This window comes from Dokdonella fugitiva, assembly GCF_014138265.1.
Classification (GTDB): Bacteria; Pseudomonadota; Gammaproteobacteria; order Xanthomonadales; family Rhodanobacteraceae; genus Dokdonella_A; species Dokdonella_A fugitiva_A.
Window position 1 is genome coordinate 677,393 of sequence record NZ_JACGXL010000002.1, and the last position, 21,289, is coordinate 698,681.

The 21,289-nt window shown below is 71.9% G+C and carries 19 protein-coding genes; 8 read left to right on the forward strand and 11 right to left on the reverse strand.

The features are described from left to right. Nucleotides 1-7 precede the first annotated feature (7 nt). Both FHW12_RS09050 and FHW12_RS09055 read left to right on the forward strand, forming a co-directional pair. Nucleotides 8-1,540, forward strand: coding sequence for an ATP-binding protein (locus FHW12_RS09050; protein ID WP_182530675.1), 1,533 nt, complete (start codon nt 8-10; stop codon nt 1,538-1,540). Continuing rightward, a complete protein-coding gene (locus FHW12_RS09055) occupies nt 1,537-2,232 on the forward strand; it encodes a response regulator (RefSeq protein WP_182530969.1) in 696 nt (231 codons plus the stop codon). The genes FHW12_RS09050 and FHW12_RS09055 overlap by 4 nt, the downstream gene beginning before the upstream one ends. On the opposite strand, the gene FHW12_RS09060 is transcribed toward FHW12_RS09055, so the two are convergent. Further along, nucleotides 2,187-2,882 carry an ATP-binding protein gene (locus FHW12_RS09060; protein ID WP_182530676.1) on the reverse strand — a complete coding sequence of 232 codons (696 nt, stop codon included), beginning with the start codon at nt 2,880-2,882 and terminating at the stop codon, nt 2,187-2,189. The two genes, FHW12_RS09055 and FHW12_RS09060, sit on opposite strands and share 46 nt — an antisense overlap. Before the next feature lie 138 nt (nt 2,883-3,020). Between FHW12_RS09060 and FHW12_RS09065 the strand changes: the two genes are divergently transcribed. Continuing rightward, the gene (locus FHW12_RS09065; RefSeq protein ID WP_182530677.1) at nt 3,021-4,721 is read left to right on the forward strand and encodes a sensor domain-containing diguanylate cyclase; all 1,701 of its coding nucleotides are present in this window, start codon (nt 3,021-3,023) and stop codon (nt 4,719-4,721) included. 9 nt (nt 4,722-4,730) lie between these two features. On the opposite strand, the gene FHW12_RS09070 is transcribed toward FHW12_RS09065, so the two are convergent. Beyond that, nucleotides 4,731-5,342, reverse strand: coding sequence for a DUF938 domain-containing protein (locus FHW12_RS09070; RefSeq protein ID WP_182530678.1), 612 nt, complete (start codon nt 5,340-5,342; stop codon nt 4,731-4,733). 78 nt (nt 5,343-5,420) lie between these two features. Between FHW12_RS09070 and FHW12_RS09075 the strand changes: the two genes are divergently transcribed. From FHW12_RS09075 to FHW12_RS09085, 3 genes are all read left to right on the forward strand, one after another. After that, nucleotides 5,421-6,650 (forward strand): nucleoside recognition domain-containing protein, encoded by a 1,230-nt coding sequence (locus FHW12_RS09075; RefSeq protein WP_182530679.1) that lies wholly within the window; start codon nt 5,421-5,423, stop codon nt 6,648-6,650. Between the two features lie 67 nt (nt 6,651-6,717). Next, nucleotides 6,718-7,101 carry an MbcA/ParS/Xre antitoxin family protein gene (locus FHW12_RS09080; RefSeq protein WP_182530680.1) on the forward strand — a complete coding sequence of 128 codons (384 nt, stop codon included), beginning with the start codon at nt 6,718-6,720 and terminating at the stop codon, nt 7,099-7,101. Nucleotides 7,102-7,162: 61 nt separating this feature from the next. Beyond that, nucleotides 7,163-7,918: an RES family NAD+ phosphorylase gene (locus tag FHW12_RS09085; protein ID WP_182530681.1), complete on the forward strand. Its 756-nt coding sequence runs from the start codon at nt 7,163-7,165 to the stop codon at nt 7,916-7,918. A 33-nt stretch (nt 7,919-7,951) separates the two neighbouring features. Here the strand turns inward: FHW12_RS09085 and FHW12_RS09090 are convergent, their stop codons facing one another. The 7 genes from FHW12_RS09090 to FHW12_RS09120 all read right to left on the reverse strand — a co-directional run bounded on the left by FHW12_RS09090 (nt 7,952) and on the right by FHW12_RS09120 (nt 15,227). Beyond that, the gene (locus FHW12_RS09090) at nt 7,952-10,900 is read right to left on the reverse strand and encodes a serine/threonine-protein kinase (RefSeq protein WP_182530682.1); all 2,949 of its coding nucleotides are present in this window, start codon (nt 10,898-10,900) and stop codon (nt 7,952-7,954) included. Between the two features lie 64 nt (nt 10,901-10,964). Further along, nucleotides 10,965-11,513 carry an ECF-type sigma factor gene (locus FHW12_RS09095; RefSeq protein WP_182530683.1) on the reverse strand — a complete coding sequence of 183 codons (549 nt, stop codon included), beginning with the start codon at nt 11,511-11,513 and terminating at the stop codon, nt 10,965-10,967. Between the two features lie 103 nt (nt 11,514-11,616). Next, on the reverse strand, nt 11,617-11,904 hold the full coding sequence (locus tag FHW12_RS09100) for a hypothetical protein (RefSeq protein WP_182530684.1): 288 nt from the start codon (nt 11,902-11,904) through the stop codon (nt 11,617-11,619). A 105-nt stretch (nt 11,905-12,009) separates the two neighbouring features. Continuing rightward, on the reverse strand, nt 12,010-12,210 hold the full coding sequence (locus FHW12_RS09105) for a hypothetical protein (protein WP_182530685.1): 201 nt from the start codon (nt 12,208-12,210) through the stop codon (nt 12,010-12,012). A 123-nt stretch (nt 12,211-12,333) separates the two neighbouring features. After that, nucleotides 12,334-13,659 (reverse strand): TCR/Tet family MFS transporter, encoded by a 1,326-nt coding sequence (locus tag FHW12_RS09110; RefSeq protein WP_182530686.1) that lies wholly within the window; start codon nt 13,657-13,659, stop codon nt 12,334-12,336. Between the two features lie 270 nt (nt 13,660-13,929). Then, on the reverse strand, nt 13,930-14,547 hold the full coding sequence (gene folE, locus FHW12_RS09115; protein WP_182530687.1) for a GTP cyclohydrolase I FolE: 618 nt from the start codon (nt 14,545-14,547) through the stop codon (nt 13,930-13,932). Between the two features lie 71 nt (nt 14,548-14,618). Then, complete coding sequence (locus FHW12_RS09120; protein ID WP_182530688.1) at nt 14,619-15,227, reverse strand: helix-turn-helix domain-containing protein; 609 nt, start codon at nt 15,225-15,227, stop codon at nt 14,619-14,621. Between the two features lie 90 nt (nt 15,228-15,317). Between FHW12_RS09120 and FHW12_RS09125 the strand changes: the two genes are divergently transcribed. Then, entirely contained in the window at nt 15,318-17,189 is a 1,872-nt protein-coding gene (locus tag FHW12_RS09125; RefSeq protein ID WP_182530689.1) for an aspartyl protease family protein, read from the forward strand. An 82-nt stretch (nt 17,190-17,271) separates the two neighbouring features. Here the strand turns inward: FHW12_RS09125 and FHW12_RS09130 are convergent, their stop codons facing one another. Beyond that, the gene (locus FHW12_RS09130; protein WP_182530690.1) at nt 17,272-18,447 is read right to left on the reverse strand and encodes a class I SAM-dependent rRNA methyltransferase; all 1,176 of its coding nucleotides are present in this window, start codon (nt 18,445-18,447) and stop codon (nt 17,272-17,274) included. A gap of 390 nt (nt 18,448-18,837) precedes the next feature. Between FHW12_RS09130 and FHW12_RS09135 the strand changes: the two genes are divergently transcribed. Continuing rightward, nucleotides 18,838-19,797, forward strand: coding sequence for a TerC/Alx family metal homeostasis membrane protein (locus tag FHW12_RS09135; RefSeq protein WP_182530691.1), 960 nt, complete (start codon nt 18,838-18,840; stop codon nt 19,795-19,797). 56 nt (nt 19,798-19,853) lie between these two features. Here the strand turns inward: FHW12_RS09135 and FHW12_RS09140 are convergent, their stop codons facing one another. Then, nucleotides 19,854-21,059 carry a GGDEF domain-containing protein gene (locus tag FHW12_RS09140; RefSeq protein WP_182530692.1) on the reverse strand — a complete coding sequence of 402 codons (1,206 nt, stop codon included), beginning with the start codon at nt 21,057-21,059 and terminating at the stop codon, nt 19,854-19,856. Nucleotides 21,060-21,289: the final 230 nt, after the last annotated feature.

The following is a 21,289-nucleotide window of genomic DNA, read 5'->3' on the forward strand; positions in this document are numbered from 1 at the left end:
TGGCGGCATGTCCGGACCGCGTTCGAAGCTGCGCCTGCGCCTGTGGCAACGCCTGTTCATCGCGTTCGCGCTGCTCAGCGGCGCGGTGCTGCTCGGCTTCCTCGCGTGGCAGCAGCATGCGTTCCGCGGCGCCTTCCTCGACTACCTCGATGCGGTCGCGCTGCGGCGCCTCGCGCCGTCGGCGGAGCGGCTCGCCACGGCGTACGCGGAGCACGGCGACTGGCAGTTCCTGCGCAGCGCGCCGCGGCGGCTGGGCGACTATGTCGAGCTCGACCGCTGGCGCCCGCGCGGGCGCCCCGATGCCGCGCCGCCACCCGGCGACGTGCCGCCACCGCCCGCCGACCTGCCGCCGCCGCCGGGCGACATGCCACCGCCGCCGCCCGGCGACATGCCGCCGCCCGACGATGCCGCACGTGAACCGCGCCGAGGGCCGCCGCGCGGGCCGCCCGACCTCATGCAACGGCTGCTGCTCGTCGACGCGCAGGGCGAACGCGTCGTCGGCAATCCGCACGTGTCGGCCGACGCACCGTCGATCGCGGTGATGCTCGACGGCCGCGAGGTCGGTCGCTTGCGGCTCGGCCGCCAGCCCGAGCTCGGCGACGCGATCGACAGCGCGTTCGCACGCGCGCAAGCGCGCGACGCGCTGATCGCGGGCCTGGCGATCCTCGCACTCGCGCTGCCGCTCGCGTTCGCGCTCGCGCGCCGCCTGCTCGCGCCGGTGCGCGCACTCGCGCAGGCGACGCGCGCGCTCGCCGACGGCGACTACGCGCGCCGCGTCGACGCCTCGCGCAGCGACGAACTCGGCGAACTCGCCGGCGATTTCAACCACCTCGCGCTGACGCTCGACCGTAATCGCGAGGCGCGCCGCGCCTGGGGCGCGGACATCGCGCACGAGTTGCGCACGCCGCTGAGCGTCCTGCGCGGCGAGGTGCAGGCGCTGCAGGACGGCGTGCGGCTGCCGACGCCGGCCGCGTTCGATTCGCTGCAGGCCGAATGCGAGCGCCTCGGCGGGCTCGTCGAAGACCTGTACCAGCTCGCGCTCGCCGACGCGGGCGCGCTCGAGTACCGCTTCGAGCCGCTCGATTTCGCCGAGCTCGTGCAACAGGCCGCAGCGATGCAGGTGGCCGGCTGCGCCGACGACGGCCTCGCGCTCGAACTACCCGCGGCGAGTCGCATCGTCGTGCGCGGCGACGCGCGCCGCCTCGCCCAGCTCGTCGACAACCTGCTCGCGAACGCACGCCGCCACACCGAATCGCCGGGGCGCATCCGCCTCGCGCTGTCGGCGCGCGACGGCTCGGTCCGGCTGGTCGTCGACGACACGCCGCCGGGCGTGCCCTCGCAGGCGCTGCCGAAGCTGTTCGATCGCCTCTATCGCGTCGACGCCGCGCGTTCGCGCGTGCATGGCGGCGCCGGTCTCGGCCTGGCGATCTGCCGCGCGATCGTCGACGCGCACGAAGGCCGCATCGACGCGCAGCCGTCGCCGCTCGGCGGCCTGCGCATCGTGGTCGAGTTGCCGCTCGCGGCGGAGGGCCGCGCGTGAGCGCGCTCGTGCTCGTGATCGAGGACGAGCCGAAGATCGCCGCGTTGCTGCGCGACTACCTCGTCGCGGCCGGCTATCGCGTCGGCGTGCGCGAGACCGGCGAGGGCGCGATCGAGTGGGTGCGCGCGCAGGCCGCCGACGCGCTGCTGCTCGATCTCATGCTGCCCGGTATGGACGGCCTCGCGATCTGCCGCGGCGTGCGCGCGCAGTCGGACCTGCCGATCCTCATGATCACCGCGCGCGTCGAGGAGATCGACCGCCTGCTCGGCCTCGAACTCGGCGCCGACGACTACATCTGCAAGCCGTTCAGCCCGCGCGAGGTGGTCGCGCGCGTGCGCGCGGTGCTGCGTCGCGCGGCCGCGCGCGGCCAGCCGCAGGCGAGCGCGGTCGAACTCGACGACGACCGCTTCGAGGCGCGCGTGCGCGGCCGCCGGCTCGAACTGACGCCGGTCGAACTGCGCCTGCTGCGCAAGCTGAGCCAGCAGCCCGGCCGCGTCTATTCGCGCGCGCAACTCATCGACGCCGCCTACGAGGACCATCGCGTGGTGAGCGAGCGCACCGTCGACAGCCACATCAAGAACCTGCGCCGCAAGCTCGCCGACGCGGGCGTCGATCCGATCGCGTCGGTGTACGGCGTCGGCTACCGCTACGAGCCGGACGCCGCAGAGGACGCCTCGACGAGGTCGACGTAGGCGAAGCGGTCTTCGCGCAGCACGCGCTCGCCGCGCACGAGCTCGAGCGAGCGGGCGAACAGCGGTCCGCCGTGCACGCAGGTGTGGAATTCGCCGTGCTCGCCGCACGGGTCGCATCCCGCCGGCAGGTCGGCGAGCAGCGCCGCGTCGTAGTCGCGCCCGCAGAACGCGCCGTCGAGCTGCTGCGTGTCGACGCAGCAGAGGATCGCGCGATGGCCGCGCGCGACGAACGCACGCGCGAGCCGACGCGTGTCTTCGCCCCACAGCGGAAAAACGCCGCGCCAGCCGAGCCGCGCGAGCAGCGCCTCGCGGTACGCGCGCACGTCGGCGAGGAACAGGTCGCCGAACGCGATCGCGTCGAGGCCGGGTTCGGCCGCGCGCGCCCGCGCGAGCGCCGCGGCGAACGACGCCTCGTACGTCGCGTTGTCGGCCTGCGGGGGCATCGCCGCCTCGAACAGCGGCAGGTCGAGCGCGGCCGCCTGCGCGTGCAGGATCGAGCGGCGCACGCCGTGGATGCTGATGCGGTCGTACGCTTCGGTCACGCTCGTGAGCAGGCCGACGACGCGCCAGGCAGGGTCGCTGCGCAGGCGTTCGAGCGCGAGCGTCGAATCCTTGCCGCCACTCCAGCCGACCAGCAGCGGCCGGCTCATGCGCCCGCCGTCCGCGCCCGCGCGATCCGCGTGCGGCGATGCGGAAAGTCGACGTCGTCCGCATCCGTTGCCCGCGCGCGGGCGTATAAACCGAACGTGGCGCGCCGGATGCCGGCGCAACGAACGCAGGAGGCGCGGATGCCGGCCGGACTCAGGAAACGCGTGCTCGCCGGCATGGTGGTGGCCTCGCTGGTCATGGCGTTCGTCGCGATCGCGGTGTGGCTCGGCACGAGCCGCTTCCTCGACAGCTTCGACTGGGTCGACCACACCAATGCGGTGCTGCGCGCGCTCGAGCGCGACCATGCGGCGATCCGCGAGGTCGAAGCGTCGCAGCGCGGCTACCTCGTCACCGGCCAGGTCGACTACGAACAGGAATTCTACGCGGCGACGCGCCTTGCGCGCGATGCGCTCGCGGACACGCGCAAGCTCGTCGCCGACAACGCGGAGCAGTCCGAGCGCGTGCACCGCCTGGCCGAACTGACCGAGCAGCGCATGCAGATCGCGATGGCGACCGCGCAGGCGTTCCGCTCGGACGGCTACGACGCGGCGCGCAAGCTCGTCGTCGCGGGCAAGGGCCGCGATCTCATGGCGCGGATCGCCGCGCTGCATGCGGAAACGGTCGAAGCGGAGGAAGCGCTGATGGCGACGCGCCAGGCGCGTGCGGTCGCCGACGCGACGCGACTGCGCCTGCTCACGCTGCTCGGCCTCGCCTCGAGCATCGGCATCCTCGCGCTCGTCGGGCGGCGCATGCTCGTCGAGACGCGCTCGCGCGCGCGCGCCGAGGCGCACACCCAGGAAGCCAACCTCGCCCTGCACGAGAAGGTCGACGAGCTGCACCTGCGCGCGAGCCAGACGCGCGAGATGAGCCGGTACGCGGGCATGCTGCAGAGCTGCCGCAACACCGCCGAAGCGATCGCGGTCACGCGCGATGCGTGCCAGCGCCTGCTGCCCGACCTCGGCGGCGCGGTCTACCTCGTGCGTGCCTCGCAGGACCTCGTCGAAGGCATCGGCGTGTGGGGCGCGCACGTCGTGCCGAGCGCGTCGCTGCTGTCGCCGCAGGAATGCTGGGCACTGCGCCGCGGGCGCACCTACGAGGTCGCGGACGTGCACGCCGGCATGTGCTGCGCGCACGCGAGCGTGCCGCCGGCCGAGGTGCCCGCGTCGTGCCTGTGCGTGCCACTCGCGGCGCAGGGCGACGTGATGGGGTTCCTGTACTTTTCCGGCCGCGACCGCCTCGCGGTCGCCGCGCGCGACATCGTGGTCGCGGTCGCCGAGCAATTGTCGTTGTCGCTGTCGAACCTGCGCCTGCAGGAGACGCTGCGCGTGCAGTCGATCCGCGATCCGCTGACCGGCCTGTTCAACCGACGTTATCTCGAGGAGTCGCTCGAGCGCGAACTCGCGCGCTGCCAGCGCCGTTCGCTGCCGCTCGCGGTGCTGATGATCGATCTCGACCATTTCAAGCGTTTCAACGACACGCACGGGCACGACGGCGGCGACGCCCTGCTGAGCCAGGTCGGCCGCCTGCTGCAGTGGCAGAGTCGCGCCGAGGACATCGCCTGCCGCTTCGGCGGCGAGGAGTTCACGCTGATCCTGCCCGAGATGGACGCCGACGGCGCGTACGAGCGCGCGCAGCGCATGCGTGAACTCGTCGAGGGACTGCAGGTGTGGCACCTGCGCGAGACGCTGACGCCGGTCACCGCGTCGATCGGCCTCGCCTGGTGTCCCGGCGACGCGCGCGCGTCGGCCGACCTGCTGCGCGTCGCCGACATGGCGCTCTATCGCGCCAAGCGCGAAGGGCGCAACCGCGTCGTCCGCGCGGCCGATGTCGGGGATGCCTGAGCGGCGCGCTCAGGCCCGTTGCCAGAGCAGCAGGCGGTTGTTCGCCGGCATCGCGACGTCGGCGACGAACGCGAAGCCCGCGGCGCGCGCGAGCGCGTCGACGGCGGCGACGTCGCGCAGGCCCATGTGCGGTGCGCGTGACCTCAGCAACGCGTCGAAGTCCGCGTTGCTCTCGCTGGTGTGGTGGCCGTCGACGTCGAACGGGCCGTAGATCGCGAGCTTGGCGTCGCGCGTCGCCAGCGCCGGCAGCGCTTCGAACAGCGCCTCCACCTCCACCCAGGCCATGATGTGCAGCGTGTTCGCGCTGAACAGCGCGTCGAACGGACCGCTCGGCCACGGCCCGCTCGCGACGTCGAGCAGCAGCGGTGCGGGCGTGTTCTGCAGCGCCGCCGCGGCGAGCCAGGCACCGATCCCGGGCAGGTTCTCGACGCGGTCGGAACATTGCCAGGCGAGCGCGGGCAGTGCCCCGGCGAAATGCACGGCGTGCTGCCCGGTACCGCTGCCGATCTCCAGCACGCGGCGCCGATCGGCGAACCAGTCGCGCAGCACGCCGAGGATCGGCTCGCGGTTGCGCTCGCAGGCGGCCGAGTACGGTTTGTCGTCGCTCGCGTTGTCGTCCATCACGCGAGTGTGCCCGACGCGGCCCGCGCGGGACAGTTCCTGTGCGATGCTTGCCGCGGTCCCGTCGACGGTGCGCGCATGCTCAACCGGCTCTGGTTCGGCTTCTTCCTCGTCGCGGCGCTCGCCGCGCTCGCGCAATGGCTGCTCGGCGGCAACCCCGGCGTGTTCGCCGCGATGGTGGCGAGCCTGTTCGACATGGCCAAGCTCGCGGTCGAAGTGATGATCCTGCTGTTCGGCACGCTCACGCTCTGGCTCGGCTTCCTGCGCATCGCCGAACAGGCCGGGCTCATCGAGCGCCTCGCACGGCTGCTCGGCCCGTTGTTCGCGCGCCTCATGCCGGGCGTACCGCGCGGCCACCCGGCGATCGGCCTGATCACGCTCAACTTCGCCGCCAACGTGCTCGGCCTCGACAACGCGGCGACGCCGATCGGCCTGCGCGCGATGCGCGAATTGCAGACGCTCAATCCGAGCGAGACGACCGCGAGCGACGCGCAGATCCTGTTCATCGTGCTGAATGCGTCGTCGCTGACCCTGCTGCCGGTGTCGGTCTTCATGTACCGCGCGCAGGCCGGCGCGCACGATCCGACCCTCGTGTTCGTGCCGATCCTGCTCGCGACGAGTGCGTCGACCCTGGCCGGCCTGCTCGCCGTCGCGTTCATGCAGAAGATCAAGCTGCGCGATCCGCTCGTGCTGGTCTGCCTGCTCGCAGTCGCGGTGCTGCTCAGCGCGTTCATCAGCGTGCTGCTCGCGCTGCCGGCGGCGGCGCTCGCGCCGCTGTCGTCGCTGCTCGGCAACTTCACCCTCTTCGCGATCGTGTTCGCGTTTCTCGCGGTCGGCGCGTGGCGCAAGGTGCCGGTGTACGAGAGTTTCGTCGAGGGCGCGCGCCAGGGCTTCGAGGTCGCGCGCGACCTGCTGCCGTACCTCGTCGCGATGCTCTGCGCGGTCGGCGTGCTGCGTGCTTCGGGTGCGCTCGACTTCGCCCTCGACGGCGTGCGCGGGTGCGTGCAGGCGCTCGGCCTCGACGCGCGCTTCGTCGACGCGTTGCCGACCGCGCTGGTCAAGCCGTTCTCCGGCAGCGCCGCGCGCGCGATGCTGATCGAGACGATGAAGACGCACGGTGCGGACAGCTTCCCCGCGCTACTCGCGGCGACGGTGCAGGGCAGCACCGAGACGACGTTCTACGTGCTCGCGGTCTACTTCGGCGCAGTCGGCATCCGCCGTACGCGGCATGCGGTCGGCTGCGCGCTGCTGGCCGACCTCGCCGGGGTGCTCGCGTCGATCGCGGTGTGCTACTGGTTCTTCGGCTGAACATTGCATGTGCAACGCCCTACGCGGATAATTGCAGCTGAACGAGACCGCCACCGGCGCCACCGCGATGAATCCGTCCGCTGCCCGCAAGTCCGCCGCCGCGCCCGACCCGGGCCGCGTGCTCACCCGGGCCGCCCTGCGCGCGGCGGAAATCCTCGACGTGCCTCAGCGCACGCTCGCCGAGATCATCGGCGTGAGTCCCTCGACGATCTCGCGCGCGGCGCGCGCGCCGCTCGACCCGGCGAGCAAGCCCGGCCAGCTCGCCGCACTGTGGGTGCGCGTGTTCCGTTCGCTCGACGCGATCGTCGGCTCGAACGATGCCGCGGCACGCGCGTGGCTCACCACCGCGAACGCGGCCTTCGGCGGCACGCGCCCGCTCGAACGCATGCGCGACGCCGAAGGCCTCGTGCACGTGCTGCACTACCTCGACAGCGCGCGCGCGCGCCTGTGAGCGCGTCGCGGCTCCTGCGACGGGACCTCGCCAGGATGCCGCGTGAGCCGAGGTCCCTCGCATGAACATCCCGACCCTCGACGCGCTGCGCAAGGCGGCGCGCCGCATCAGCATGAAGCCGTGGCGCGTGGTCGAAGCGCAGCACCGCGCGTCGACGATGCGCCTGGTCGACACGCTCGCCGAGCAGCGCGTGCTCGAGGACCTGCTCGAGGCGGGCAAGCCGCCGCTGCCGGCCGAGGCGGCACATCTGCACTACCTGCTGGCCACGCCGTTCCGCTATCCGGCGCCGCCGCCCGCGGGTTCGCGCTTCCGCGGCATCGGCGATCCCGGCGTCTGGTACGGCGCCGCGGCCGTGCACACCGCGCTCGCCGAGGTCGCCTACTGGCGCCTGCGCTTCCTCGCCGATTCGCCCGCGACGCCGGACCTGCCGCCGGTGCCGCACACGGTGTTCCGGGCCGCGGTCGCCGGCCAGGCGATCGTGCTCGGCGACGCGCCGTTCGCGCGCCAGAGCACATTGTGGCAAGACCCGGCCAGCTACGTCGCGACGCAGGCACTCGCGCGCGGCGCGCGCGAGGCGGGCATCGCGCTGATCCGCTACGCGTCGGTGCGCGATCCGCAGCACCGCGCGTGTGCCGCGGTGCTCACGCCGAAGGCGTTCCGCGCGAGCGAGCCGCTCGAGCAGCACGGTTGGCTCATCAAGGTCACGCGCGCCCGCGTGCTCGCGCAGACGAGCTTCGGCACCGAGCGTGTCGCGTTCGAGGCGAGCGAGCTCGGCTTCGCCGTCGGCGCGGGGATGAAGGCGGAAGAGCGGAGCTGAAAGATTTCAGGCTTTCGCCGTTTCCACTGCCGGTTACTCCGCGCGCACACGCGCTTGCAGGTCGCGCAACGGTCGGCGGTACTGATCGCCGAGTTCCGGCTGCGCCGCATGGATCGACGCGGCATCGGCGGCGAGCACGCGTGCGGCGGCGCGGTCGCCGTGGTCGAGTTCGGCGCCGGCGAGCGCGATCATCGCCTCGGCCAGCTTCGGGCTCGCGGGGAGCAGCAGCTTGCGACGCAGATCGAGCGCGCGGTGCAGTGACGGCAGCGCGGTCGCGGTATCGCGGGCGAGCAGTGCGGCGCGGCCCGCGTCGAGCGCGGCGCGCGCGCTCCATGCGTCGAGCGCGTCGGTCTGGCCGCTGCGCGCGATCGCCTGCACGGCGGCGTCGGCCTCGACCGCGGCGCCCGTGGCATCGCCCGCGGCGAGCGCGACTTCGGCGGCGAGCAGGCGCCGGTCGAGGCGGTCGAACGACACGGCCGCGTCGCCCAGGTCGGCCTGCAGTTCGCCGAGGCGCTCGCGCGCGCGCGCCAGGTCGCCGCGCGCGAGCGCGAGCGTGGTCTGCAGGCGCAGGTTCGCCGCGAACGCCTCGCTGCCGCGCGGCTGCTTCGCCTGCGTGCGCAGCGCGGCGGCTTCGTCGAGGTCGGCTTGCGCGGGCGCATCGCGCCCGAGTTCGATCAGCACGGCAGCTTCGCGTTCGAGGCGCAGCGCGAGGTCGAGGCTGCCGGGCCGGTTCTTGCGATCGATCGCGGTCGCCGCCTGCGCGTCGGCGAGCGCGGCCGCGAGGTCGCCCGCGTTCGCCTCGCAGCGGCCGAGCGCGCTCAGCACCGCGCGGGTGTGGAACGGGTCATCGGCGCCGCGCAGCTTGATCGCGAGCTGCTTCGCGCCGCGCAGCAGCTCGAGGCCTTCCTGCATGCGCCCCATGTCGCAGAGCAGGCCGCCGAGGCGCTGCTGGGTCTGCAGCACGTCGATGTGTTCGGCACCACTGTCGCGCCTGGCCATCGTCCAGGCCGCGCGCAGGCTGCGCTCCGCGCCGGCGAGGTCGAGCTGCTGCGATTGCGCTTCGCCGAGGTAGGCGTAGTACTTCACCGCGTTCGGCGCGGCGTCGGGCACGACTTTCGCGATTTCGATCGCGTGCGCGAACGCGGCCGTCGCTTCGGCCAGCTTGTGCAGCTGCAATGCCTGGATACCCGCGCTGAGCAGCGAGTCGGCGAGGTCGACCGACGGCGGCTTCGCTTCGAACAGGCGCACCGCGCGCCGTGCGTAGTCGTACGCGCGCGGTGGATCGTAGTTCCAGTAATACTCGGCCTGGCGGCGCAGCCATGCGCCGCGCGTCGGCGAGTCGACGTCGCCTTGCGCATCGAGGATGCGGCCGGCTTCCTCGAGCACCGCCTTGCGCTCGTCGCCGGTCGCGCGCGAACTCTGCATCGCGCTCGCGAGGTGGACGAGCTCGTCGGCCACCTGCGGCGACGACGCGCCGTACACGCCGCGCGCGAGCTCGACCGCCTGGCGGCGCACGCGCAGCGCTTCGTCGGCGAGCTCGAGGTCGTCGTAGAGCTGGGCGAACAACTGCAGCACGCTGAGTTTCGCCTCGGGCACGTCGGTCATCGCGCCGTCGACGCGCTGCGCACCGAGGTCGAGCAGCTCGCGCGCGGTGGTCTGGCGCGCCTTCGCCGCGTCGGGCTGGTTGCGCGAGTTGGCGCGGAACACGTCGCCGAGGAACGCCTGCACCGCTTCGGCGCGGCGCGCCTGCACCTGCGCGCGCTGCGCCTGCACTTCGGCGCGGTGCGCCTGCCACAGTGCGAGCGCGAGCGCGGCGAGGATCGCGACGAGGAACAGCGCGCTGCTCGCGACGCCGCCGCGGTGGCGCGCGACGAACTTGCGCGCGCGATACCAGCGCGACGGCGGATGCGCCTGCACCGGCTGGCCCGCGAGATGGCGTTCGACGTCGTCGGCGAACGCGCCCGCCGACGCGTAGCGGCGCTCGGCCTCGGCCGCGGTCGCCTTCAGCACGATGTTGTCGAGATCGCCGCGCAGCTGGCGCCGCACCACGCGCGCGGGCGCCGGCAGGAGCGACTCGTCGGTGTCCTCGCCGATGCGCGACGACGGCGTGTGCGCGTCGCCGGGCGCGCGGCGCTGGCCGGTCACGAGTTCGCCGAGCAGCACGCCGAGCGCATAGACGTCGGTCGCGGTGGTGATCTGGCCGAGCGCGAACTGTTCCGGCGCCGCGTACGCGGGCGTCATCGCCTGGCGCTGCGTGCGGGTCGCGTCGTCGCCCGCATCGAGCAGCTTGGCGATGCCGAAATCGAGCAGCTTCACCTCGCCATCGCGCGTGACGAGCACGTTCGACGGCTTGAGGTCGCGGTGCACGATCAGTGCCCGATGCGCCGCTTCGACCGCGCGGCAGACCGCGACGAACAGGCGCAGGCGCGCGCGCAGGTCGAGCCGGTGCGTGCGGGCGTAGTCGGTGATCGGTTCGCCGTCGACGAGTTCGAGCGCGATGTACGGCACGCCCGCGTCGGTCACGCCGCCTTCGATGAGGCGGGCGATGCCGGGATGGCGCAGCTGCGCGAGTGCGCGCCGCTCGTCGCGGAAGCGGCGTTGCTCCTCGGGCGTGTGCAGGCCGCGATGCAGCAGTTTCAGGGCGACGGCCTGGCACACGCCGGCCTGTTCGCGTTCGGCGCGGTAGACGACGGAATAGCCGCCTTCGCCGAGGCGCTCGATCAGCGTGTAGTCGCCGACCAGCGTGCCGTGCGGCAGCGGTTGCGGTGGTGCCTCGACCTCGCCGACGCGGCCGAGCAACTGGTCGAACGGCTCGTCGAGCAGGCGTTCGCCGGTGTCGGCGTCGGCGGCGAGCAGGCGCAGCACTTCGGCGCGCTGCGCGTCGTCGCGGCAGTGCTCGGCGAGCCAGGCGCCACGCTCGGCCGGCGCGAGCGCGAGCGCGGCCTCGAACAGGTCGCGTGGATTGTCGGGTGTGGCGTTCATCGCGGTTCCCCCGGAGGCCGCTCCATCGGCCAGCGATAACGCCGTTGCGCCCGCGGCGCGGACATCATTCGAGCGCGGACAGCAGGAATGCGCGCGCGTAGCGCCAGTCGCGGTCGATCGTGCGCCGCGTCAGGCCGAGCAGCTCGGCGACCTGCTCCGGCGAGAGGCCGGCGAACCAGCGCAGTTCGACCACGCGCGCGGCGCGCGCGTCGACCTGCTCGAGCTTGGTCAACGCTTCCTCCAGCGCGAGCGCCTGCTCGGCGCTTTCGACCTGCGGATGCAGCGCCTCGCTGCCGGTGAGGCTCATGCGGATCCAGTCGCCGCCGGCCTTCTGGCGCATGCGGTCGCGCGCGCGGTCGGCGAGCAGATGGCGCATCGCGCGCGCGGCGTAGGAGAAGAACTGCGCCGGATGCTCGAACGCGAGCTCGCGCCCGGTGTTCACGCGCAGCCAGAGTTCATGCACGAGCGCGGTCGTGTCGAGCGTGCCGCGCGAGCCGCGCGCGAGCTGCCGACTCGCCATCGCCTTGAGCCGGTCGTAGACGGCGTCGAACAGCGCCCCGACGGGCTGGGCTTGCGCGGCGGTCTCGGCCGGGTTCGGTTCGCTTGCGGACATGACCACCTCGCGCGGACACCGTGCAGTGTAGCGCGCGCGTTCCGCGCAGGCGAAAGGCGCGCGCGTGGGGCCGTAGCGGGCCGCCGCGCGCGCAAGCGAAGCCTCAGTGGCCGCTGTCGGTCGCGTCCTTGACCGCGGCGGCGGCCTTGTCCTTCGCCATGTCGACGGCCTCGTCCTTCACCGCGCCGGTGGCCGCACCGCCGAGTGCCGAACCGCCGACCGCCGCGCCCGCGACGGCCGCGCCGCTGCCAGTATCGCCACCGACCAGGGTGGCGGCCTTGTCATTGGCGAGATCGACCGCCTTGTCCTTGGCCGCGTCGGTGGTGGCGTCCTGCGCGGACGCGACGACGGCGGCGCCGAGGGCCAGGCAACACACGAGCACGCGCTTCATCGCAACTCCCTGTCTCCGTTGGGGGGAGACCACGCTACGCCGCGCGCACCGCGCGATCGCCAAGTTTCGTGCGGTGATCGAGCGCGTTGCAGAAGTTCGCCATCGTCACGCGACGGGGCGGCCGCGCAGCACCCGCGCCGGCAGCAGGATGATGCCGCGCAGCAGCTCGAATACGCCCTCGACCGCGAGGCCGAGCAGACGGAACGGCAACAGCAGCAGCCACACGAGCGGGTACAGCACCAGCGCGAGCAGCGCGAGCGGCCAGCAGAACACCAGCAGCAGCAACCACAGCACGAAGGTCAACATCGACGTCTCCACGATGCCGGAACCGCTCCGGCGCAGCCATCCTCGCAGAATGGGGGCGCCGCACCAGTGTCGAAAGGGAGCCTTGAAAACCCGCGCGCCGGACCCGCGGCCCAGCGTGCGCGATCACTCGCGTTGCGGCGCAGGCTGGACGACGAGCTCGTCGGCGTCGGACACGACCGCGGGTTCGATCGTCGCGACGGCGGGCGCCGGGTACGTGACCGGCGGGAGGTGCCCGATCGTGCGCCACGCGATGATCCAGCCGAGGCCGACCATCGCCGCCGAGATCGCGAACGTGACGCCGGCCCAGGCGTCGTGCAGGTGCGCGCCGGTGACTGCGGCGAACGCGCGCGTGAAGATCGTCGGCGCGATGATGCCGGCGATGCTCGACAGGCTCGCGACCGCGCCCTGCAGCCGTCCCTGCTCGGTCGGGTCGACGTGGTGGGTCATCATCGCCTGCGCCGCGGGCGTCGCCACGCCCCACAGCGCGGCGACCGGCATGGCGGCCCAGAACCAGTAGCCGGTCGGCGCCAGTGCATACAGCATGAACCCGAGCGTGCCGCAGCCGAGGCCGAGCATGAGCGCGCGCCGTTCGCCGAGCGAGCCGACGATCTTCTTGATCAGCACGCCCTGCACGATCGCCGCGAGCACGCCGACCGCGGCGAGGGTGTAGCCGACCATCTGCGGTCCCCAGCCGAAGCGGTAGTCGGCGTACAGCACGAACGTGCTCGGATACACCATGTGCGCGAGCGCCATCAGGAACAGCACGCCGACGAGGCCGAGCACCTGCGGGTAGCGCGACAACAGGCGCAGCGAGCCGACCGGATTGGCGTGGCGCCAGTCGAAGCGCGGCGAGCGCTTTTCCGGGGGCAGCGATTCGGGCAGCACGAACAGGCCGTAGACGAAGTTCGCGAGGCAGAGCACGACCGCGACCCAGAATGGCGCGCGCTGGTTGATCTCGCCGAGGAAACCACCGATCGCCGGGGCGATCACGAAGCCGATGCCGAACGCCATGCCGATCATGCCGAACGCCTGCGCGCGCTTGTTCGGCGGCGTGACGTCGGCGACGTAGGCGTTGGCGGTGCTGAAGCTCGCCGCGGTGATGCCGGAGATGATGCGGCCGATGAACAGCAGCGGCAGCGAATGGACCATCGCCATCATGAGGAAGTCGAGGCCGAGCCCGAGATTCGAGGCGAGGATCACCTTGCGTCGGCCGAAGCGGTCCGACAGCGCGCCCTGCACGGGCGTGAACAGGAACTGCATCGCCATGAACACCGTGGCGAACCAGCCGTACCAGACCGCGGCGCGCGAGACATCGCCGCCGAGGAAGCTCTGGATCAGGTGCGGCAGCACGGGAATGATGAGGCCGAACGACAGGATGTCGATCAGCACCGTCACGAAGATGAAGATCAGCGCGGCACGACGTGGCGCGGCAGGGGCGATCGGATCCATTGCAGGGGCGGCCGGCGGGCGAAAGCACGCACGATAGCCGATCCGCGTCGCGCCCGCGCGTCGCGCATTGCTCGTTCGCGCGCGTCGCCTCGTATGGCATGTCGCCGTGGCGCCGGCCGGCGCAGGTCCGGCGCGCTCGGCAGATCGGCGCGCGTGCGGCTTGGCAGGCGACATCGCGATCGATTGATCGAGGCCGCTGCGGATTGCGCGAGCCAGACGCCGTGCGTTCGCGCGAGCGCTTCCCGCGGCCGCGATCAGGGGCGATCGCCGTCAGCCGTGCCCGTCGATGTCGATGAAGCGCAGGAATTCCGCGCGCGTGCGCGCGTCCTCGCGGAACGTGCCGAGCATCTGGCTCGTGATCATCGACACGCCGGTCTTGTGCACGCCGCGGGTGGTCATGCACTGGTGCGTCGCGTCGATGACGACGCCGACGCCGCGCGGCTTGAGCACCATGCCGATGCAGTGCGCGATCTGCGCGGTGAGCTTCTCCTGCACCTGGAACCGGCGCGCGTACGCGTCGACCACGCGCGCGAGCTTGGAGATGCCGACGACCTTGTCGGTCGGCAGGTAGCCGACGTGCGCGCGGCCGATGATCGGCGCCATGTGGTGTTCGCAGAACGACTCGAAATGGATGTCGCGCAGCACGATCATCTCGTCGTAGCCGGCGACCTCCTCGAACGTGCGGCCGAGGTACTCGGCCGGATCGATCGCGTAGCCGGAGAACCAGTCGCGATACGCTTCGGCGACGCGCTTGGGCGTGTCGATCAGTCCTTCGCGGCGCGGATCCTCGCCGGCCCAGCGCAGCAGCACGCGCACCGCGTCTTCGGCCTGCGCCTGCGTCACGGCTGGCGGCGGTGGGGTCTTCTTCGTGCGCACGGTCTTCTTCATCGGCGTCGGTCGATACAGGCGGACGCGCAGTCTAGCAGCGGTGCGCCGCGCCGGCCGCGCCGCGCCGCCGTTCAGCGTGCGCGCGGCTTGCGCGGCGCGGCCGCGCGCCGCGCGGGCTTCGCCTCGACCGGCGCGAGCACCCACGACAGCGCGACGAGCCGGCCGCGCGGGCGTTCGGTCGCGGGCTTCTGCACGAGTTCCATCAGGCGCGCGAGCAGGCGGTTGATCTCGGCGAGCTCCGCCGCGTCGACCCAGCCCTTGCCGCGCGCGGCCCACAATTCGCGCCGCGGTCCCTCGACGACGGTGTCGGGATCGGCGAGCGCGCGCGCGAAGTCGCGGCCCGCCACGCGCAGCACGCTCGCCGCGACGCGGCCGACCGCGTCGGCATTGGCGGTCGCGCCGGGCCGGTAGCGCAGGCGCAGGCGATCGCCCTTGCGCGTGCGCGAGCGGTAGCGGCGCCCGTCGGGCGCAGCCACCTCCTCGATCAGGCCGCCTTCGGCGAGCTGGCGCAGGTGGTAGTAGAGGCCGTCGGCGGGGCGGCCGACCGCGGCCGCGAGTTCGGCCACGCTGGCCGCGTCGCCGAGCGCCTCGAGCGTGTCGACGATCTCGATGCGCGTCGGCGAGGCGAGCAGGGCGATCTCGTCCGCGTCCTCGATCAGCGCCGTGCGGATCCGTGCCATCGGTTGGGTTGCCTCGTTTGAAATTCGATGCAATTATTCAAACAATGACGGCGCCGCGCAAGGGCGTGCGCCGCGATCGAGGAGAAGACGATGGGCAGGCATGCGATCGCGCTGGCGTTGCTGGCGCTCGGTTTCACCCAGGTGGTGCGCGCGGACGAGGCGGCCGACCTGCTCGCGCGCTGGAAGGCGGCGAGCGGCGGCGCGCGCTGGGACGTGGTGAAGAGCGTGCGCACCGACGGCACGCTCGGCGCGGGCGGGCTCAGCGGCGCGTTCGACGCGTTGCAGGACGTCGCCGGCGGTCGCTCGAACGACCACTACAAGCTCGGCCCGATCGAAGGCGCCGACGGTTACGACGGCACGGTCGCCTGGTCGCGCGATCCGGGTGGTGAAGTCGCCGCGCTCGACGCACCGGAAGCGAAGCGCCGCGCGCGCAGCCAGGCCTGGCTCGACGCGCGCGGCTACTGGTATCCCGCGCGCTTCGGCGCGAGCTACGCCAAGCCGGAGACGCGCGAACTCGACGGCCGCCGCTACGACGTGCTCGTCGCGACGCCCGACGGCGGCGACCCGGTCACGCTGTGGTTCGACGGCGAGACGCACCTGCTCGCGCGCACGGTGCAGAAGCAGGGCGCGGACACCGCGACCACCACCTTCGACGACTGGCGCGACGTCGACGGCGTCAAGCTGCCGTTCCATTCGACGACCTTCCTCACCGATACCGCCGGCCGTGTCGACGAGCGCAACCGCAGCGAGATCCGCGCGTCGAAGATGGCGCTGAACGTCGCCGTGGCCGATGCCGATTTCGCGATGCCGGCGATGACCGCGACCGCGCGCATCGACGCACCCGGCGGCGTCGCGCGGGTGCCGTTCGAACTCGTCAACAACCACATCTACGCGCGCGGCTCGATCGACGGCAAGCCGGCGCGCTTCCTCGTCGACACCGGCGGCGCGAACCTGCTCACGCCGGATTCGGCGAAGAAGTTCGGCCTCGCCGGCGAAGGCAAGCTCGCCGGGCGCGGCGTCGGCGACGAACTCGTCGACCTCGCCTTCGCGCACGCGAAGGAAGTGCGCCTCGGCGACGCGGTGCTGTCGCACCCGGTGTTCTACGTGATGGACCTCGGCAAGCTGCCTGCGGTCGAGGGCTACGACAGCGACGGCTTGGTCGGCTACGAGATGTTCCGCCGCTTCGGCGTGACGATCGACTACGGCAAGCGCGAACTCGTGCTGACCGAACCGGCGAAGTTCGCGCCGCCGCCCGGCGCGCACGCGGTGCCGTTCGAACTCGCCGACCGCATCCCGATCGTGCAGGGCACGCTCGACGGCCTGGCGGCGCGGATCAGCATCGACACCGGTTCGCGCGTGTCGCTGACCCTGCATGCGCCGTTCGTGCGCGAGCACGATCTCGTCGCCAAGTACCACGCGGCGCCGGACAGCGTCGTCGGCTGGGGCGTCGGCGGCCCGTCGCGCGGCCGCCCGGCTCGCTTGGGCACGTTGCAGCTCGGCGACCTCGCGGTCGCCGGCGTGGCCGGCGACCTCTACACCGGCGACAAGGGTGCGTTCGCGAGCCCGGACCTGTCGGCCAACCTCGGCGGCGGATTGCTCAAGCGCTACACGGTCGCGTTCGACTACGCCGCGAAGAAGATGTACCTCGCGCCAATCGCCGGCGCCGGCGGTACCGACGCGTTCGACCGCAGTGGCCTGTGGCTGCTCGGCGCCGACGACGCACTCGAAGTCGTCGACGTGGCGAAGGACAGCGCCGCCGCGCGCGCGGGCTTGCGCGACGGCGATCGCGTCACCGCGATCGGCGGCGAGAAGGTCGGTGCGCGTCCGCTGTCCGAGTGGCGCCAGCGCCTGCGCGAGCTGCCGGTCGGAACGAAGCTCGCGCTCGCCTACCAACGCGCCGGCAAGGCGGCGCGGGTCGACCTCGTGCTCGCCGATCGCATCGCGCCGGAGTGGAAGCCGTAGGTGGGCCCTGGCTCACCGGCATTCTTCCCGAGGGCGTATGCGTCGAGGCGGCGGGCCAGTGCCCGCCCTCCGCGCGTTCGCCTCACTCGACGCGGCAGATCGCGGCCTTGAGATAGCGCGACTCGGGCACGTGCGCCTGCCACGGATGGTCTTCGCCGGCGCCGGTCACCTTCAACACCTGCACGGTGCGACCGGCGTAGAACGCTGCGCGACGCAGCATGTCGAGGAACTGCTCCTCGCTGACGAGGCCCGTGCACGAGCAGGTCAGGAAGATGCCGCCCGGCTTGACCGCGCCGAGCGCGAGCTTGTTCATGTCGAGGTATTTCTTCAGCGCCGGGATCACCTGTTCGCGATCGCGCGTCATCTTCGCCGGGTCGAGGATGACGACGTCGTACGGATCCTTCTTGCCGTCGCGCAGCCAGTGGAAGATGTCGGCCTGCACGAAGCGCACCTTCGCCTTGTTGAGGCGCGCGTTCTTCTCGGCGATCGCGAGGATCTCCTCGTCGAGGTCGACGCCGGTCACCTCGGTCGCGCCGCCGATCGTCTTCGCGTAGATGCCGAAGCCGCCCGAATTGCAGCACAGGTCGAGCACGCGCTTGCCGTCGCAGAACGTCGACAGCAGCTTGCGGTTGTCGCGCTGGTCGGCGAAGAAGCCGGTCTTGTGCTTGGTGCCCGGCGCGGCGTGGAACTGCACGCCGTGCTCGTGGATCACGGTCGGCGTCGGCGGCGACGGGATGCCGCAGTCGAAGCTCTCCTGCTTCTGCACGTGCTCCTCGGCGAACCAGTACAGGTCGGCGTCGGGGAAGTGTTCGAGCAGGCAGCGCCGGATCAGGTCGCGCAGGCGGAACATGCCGGCCGAGAAATATTCGATCACGAGCGTGTTGGCGAAGCGGTCGACGACGAGGCCGGACAGGCCGTCGCCTTCGGAATGGATGAGGCGACAGGCGTTCGTGACCGCGTCGAGCTTCAGCACGTCGCGACGCAGCGACACCGCCTGGGCGATCTTGCGCGCGAAGAACGCCTCGTCGACCGCCTCGTCGGGATCGGCGGTGAGCACGCGCAACGCGATGCGCGAGTGGCCGTTGTAGAAGCCGCGTCCGGCGAAGCTGCCTTCGCGGTCGACGATGTCGACGACGGTGCCGGGCTTGGGCTTGTTCGCCGGCTTCTCGACCATCTTCTGGAAGATCCAGGGATGGTTCGAGCGGCGTTCGGTCTTGAGCTGGATGACGGGCAGCGCGCCCGTGTCGTGAGGGTTCATCGGCGGATTATAGGGCTGAGGGCTGAGGGCTGAGGGCTGGCAAGGCGCGCGAGCCGCGCCGGTCGGCGCGCGCACCGACGGGCTCGCCCCTGCATGAATCGCGGGTGGCCTCGCGCTTCACTCCAGCCTTCGGCCTCTCTCTCACCATTGTTGACACGCCGCGCTGCGCCCGACCTTGCAAGCGCGCCGGGCCGGCGCTAAGTTCGGCCCAGCAGAAGGGGAGTAGCTCTCCCGTCGCCGCGATCGTCATCACGGGCCGCAAGGCCCCGGTCCGGCGGGCGGTTCGCCACGGCGAGCCGCGAGCAAGACCTTCGCCGTCGACGGCGAAGGTGTGTCCCGAGCATTCGTGACCCGGCGCCATCGGTCCACCGAACCACTCTGGGGCACGACATGCACAGCATCGCGACACCGGGCATCTGGGCGGCTTTCGTCGCCATCCTCATCGCCGCACTGGCGGTCGACTTCGCGCTGCTGCGCGCCGCCGGGCCGCGCCGCGTCACGTTCCGCGCGGCGGCGCTCTGGAGCCTCGCCTGGGTCGGCCTCGCGTTCGCGTTCAACCTCGGCCTGTGGGCCTGGCTCGACGCGCACGCGGGTCGCGCGGTCGCCAACGAGATCGGCCTCGAGTTCCTCACCGGCTACCTCATCGAGAAGGCGCTCGCGGTCGACAACATCTTCGTGTTCCTGCTCGTGTTCAACACGTTCGCGGTGCCGCCGGAACTGCGCCAGCGCGCGCTCATGCTCGGCGTGCTCGGCGCGATCGTGCTGCGCGCGCTGCTCATCTTCGTCGGCGCCGCGCTGGTCGCCGAGTTCCACTGGATCCTCTACCTGTTCGGCCTGTTCCTGCTGCTCACCGGCCTGAAGATGCTGCTCGCGACGAACACCACGCCCGACCTCGAGCAGAACGCGATCCTGCGCTGGATGCGCCGCCACCTGCGCATCACGCGCGACTTCCGCGGCGAGGCGCTCGCCGTGCGCGAGGACGGCCGGCGCTGGTTCACGCCGATGTTCGTCGTGCTCGTGCTGATCGCGGTCACCGACGTGATCTTCGCGGTCGACTCGATCCCTGCGATCTTCGCGGTCACGCTCGATCCGTTCGTCGTGCTCACCTCGAACGTGTTCGCGGTGCTCGGCCTGCGCGCGCTGTTCTTCCTGCTCGCGGGCATGGCCGACCGTTTCCACCTGCTCGGCCACGGCCTCGCCGCCGTGCTGCTGTTCATCGGCGCGAAGATGCTGCTCGCGGGCGTGTGGAAGATCCCGATCGGCATCGCGCTCGGCGTCGTCGCGCTGGTGATCGCGGCGTCGATCGTCGCGAGCCTGCTGATCCCGCCGCGCAAGACGGATGCCGACTGAGCGGGCGAGGCGGCCTTATCCGTGTGCTCCGTGCTTCAATCTGCCGGATGACGGCTTCAGGCGCGGCCGCGCGAAACCTGCGACGCGACGGGTGCCGGCGCGAGCGTCGAATACGCGGCGCAACGGTTGCGACCGTTGTGCTTGGCCGCGTAGAGCGCGCGATCGGCATTGCGCAGCAGCGCGCGCAGGTCGCGCGTGCCGGCGTCGAGCGAGGCGACCCCGACCGACACGGTCAGTCGCTGTGGATGGCCGCCGATCGGCAGCAGCGCGCTGGCGACGTGCTGGCGCAGGTATTCGGCGAGCACGCACGCCTCGAGTTCGCCGATGTCGGGCAACAACACGGCGAATTCCTCGCCGCCGATGCGGCTGAGCGGCGCGTCGACCGCGAGTGATTCGCGCATGAGCCGCACCAGCCCAAGCAGCGCCTCGTCGCCGGCGTCGTGGCCGAACGCATCGTTGATGCGCTTGAAGTGGTCGACGTCGATCGCGAGCAGCGACAGCGGCCGGCCGTCGCGCATCGCGGCGTCGATCGCGTTCGCGGCGACGCGCGCGAGCGTGCGGCGGTTGTGCACGCCGGTCAGCGGGTCGGTCATCGCCAGGCGGCCGAGATCCTCGTTCATGCGGTCGCCGCACATGAGCATGAAGCCGATCGTGCCGAGCATCGGCAGGATCGAGCTGAAGATCAGCACGACGTTGAGCATGAACGGGCGGAACGACTCGAGGCCGAGCACGGGCGCGAGGAACTCGGTCAGGCCGCGCGCGAACGCGAGCACGGCGCAGGCGACGAACAGCGAACCGGTGAGGATGTCGGCCGGGCGCAGGCGGCCGCGGCCGAGCAGCACCGCGCGCGCGACGCCGAGCTGCAGCGCGACGATCGGCAGCGTGTCGAACGTGATGCGCCAGCGCGGCGACGGCCACGCCAGCGTGAACACGCACAGGATCGCGAAGGTGAGCGCGACCAGCAGCAGCGGCACGAGGCTGCGCGGGCGTTGCGCGAAATGGCTCATCGCGCGCCCCATCTCCGCGTACGACAGCGCGTACATGGTGTTGGTGAGGACGATCGGCAGCGCGTCGTCCCACGACGGGCTGCGCAGCGCCGCCGACAGCAGCGCGAGCGTCTCGATCAACAGGCCGCCGATCCAGATGCGCATGGCCGCGCGCAGGTGCGCCGGGTAGCGCGACGCGGCGAACGAAAGGCTCGCGCCGACGCACAGCGTCAGCAGCGAAGCGATCAACATGGCGGATGTGATGTCGAAGCTCATGATGGGTCGGCACGCAGACGCGAGCGACCACACGTGGCGGCTGCGCGTACTGCTGCCGGATGCACGGCGGGCCCCCTCTCCCGGTCGCGCTGCGGAATACCGAACGGCCGCGCGCCCTCACTTCGCGCGGATCTTCGGTTTAGTACGGCAAGGATTGTACCAATGGGTGTCGGCTACCATTCTGTGACGCAGTCGACTTGCGAAGCTGAATAGGGCGCCCAATCTGGCAG

Coding starts and splice junctions, on each gene's coding strand:
- FHW12_RS09050 (WP_182530675.1), top strand. CDS start 8: ATGTCCGGACCGCGTTCGAAGCTGCGCCTGCGCCTGTGGCAACGCCTG.
- FHW12_RS09060 (WP_182530676.1), bottom strand. CDS start 2,882: ATGAGCCGGCCGCTGCTGGTCGGCTGGAGTGGCGGCAAGGATTCGACG.
- FHW12_RS09065 (WP_182530677.1), top strand. CDS start 3,021: ATGCCGGCCGGACTCAGGAAACGCGTGCTCGCCGGCATGGTGGTGGCC.
- FHW12_RS09070 (WP_182530678.1), bottom strand. CDS start 5,342: ATGGACGACAACGCGAGCGACGACAAACCGTACTCGGCCGCCTGCGAG.
- FHW12_RS09075 (WP_182530679.1), top strand. CDS start 5,421: ATGCTCAACCGGCTCTGGTTCGGCTTCTTCCTCGTCGCGGCGCTCGCC.
- FHW12_RS09080 (WP_182530680.1), top strand. CDS start 6,718: ATGAATCCGTCCGCTGCCCGCAAGTCCGCCGCCGCGCCCGACCCGGGC.
- FHW12_RS09085 (WP_182530681.1), top strand. CDS start 7,163: ATGAACATCCCGACCCTCGACGCGCTGCGCAAGGCGGCGCGCCGCATC.
- FHW12_RS09090 (WP_182530682.1), bottom strand. CDS start 10,900: ATGAACGCCACACCCGACAATCCACGCGACCTGTTCGAGGCCGCGCTC.
- FHW12_RS09095 (WP_182530683.1), bottom strand. CDS start 11,513: ATGTCCGCAAGCGAACCGAACCCGGCCGAGACCGCCGCGCAAGCCCAG.
- FHW12_RS09100 (WP_182530684.1), bottom strand. CDS start 11,904: ATGAAGCGCGTGCTCGTGTGTTGCCTGGCCCTCGGCGCCGCCGTCGTC.
- FHW12_RS09105 (WP_182530685.1), bottom strand. CDS start 12,210: ATGTTGACCTTCGTGCTGTGGTTGCTGCTGCTGGTGTTCTGCTGGCCG.
- FHW12_RS09110 (WP_182530686.1), bottom strand. CDS start 13,659: ATGGATCCGATCGCCCCTGCCGCGCCACGTCGTGCCGCGCTGATCTTC.
- folE (WP_182530687.1), bottom strand. CDS start 14,547: ATGAAGAAGACCGTGCGCACGAAGAAGACCCCACCGCCGCCAGCCGTG.
- FHW12_RS09120 (WP_182530688.1), bottom strand. CDS start 15,227: ATGGCACGGATCCGCACGGCGCTGATCGAGGACGCGGACGAGATCGCC.
- FHW12_RS09125 (WP_182530689.1), top strand. CDS start 15,318: ATGGGCAGGCATGCGATCGCGCTGGCGTTGCTGGCGCTCGGTTTCACC.
- FHW12_RS09130 (WP_182530690.1), bottom strand. CDS start 18,447: ATGAACCCTCACGACACGGGCGCGCTGCCCGTCATCCAGCTCAAGACC.
- FHW12_RS09135 (WP_182530691.1), top strand. CDS start 18,838: ATGCACAGCATCGCGACACCGGGCATCTGGGCGGCTTTCGTCGCCATC.
- FHW12_RS09140 (WP_182530692.1), bottom strand. CDS start 21,059: ATGAGCTTCGACATCACATCCGCCATGTTGATCGCTTCGCTGCTGACG.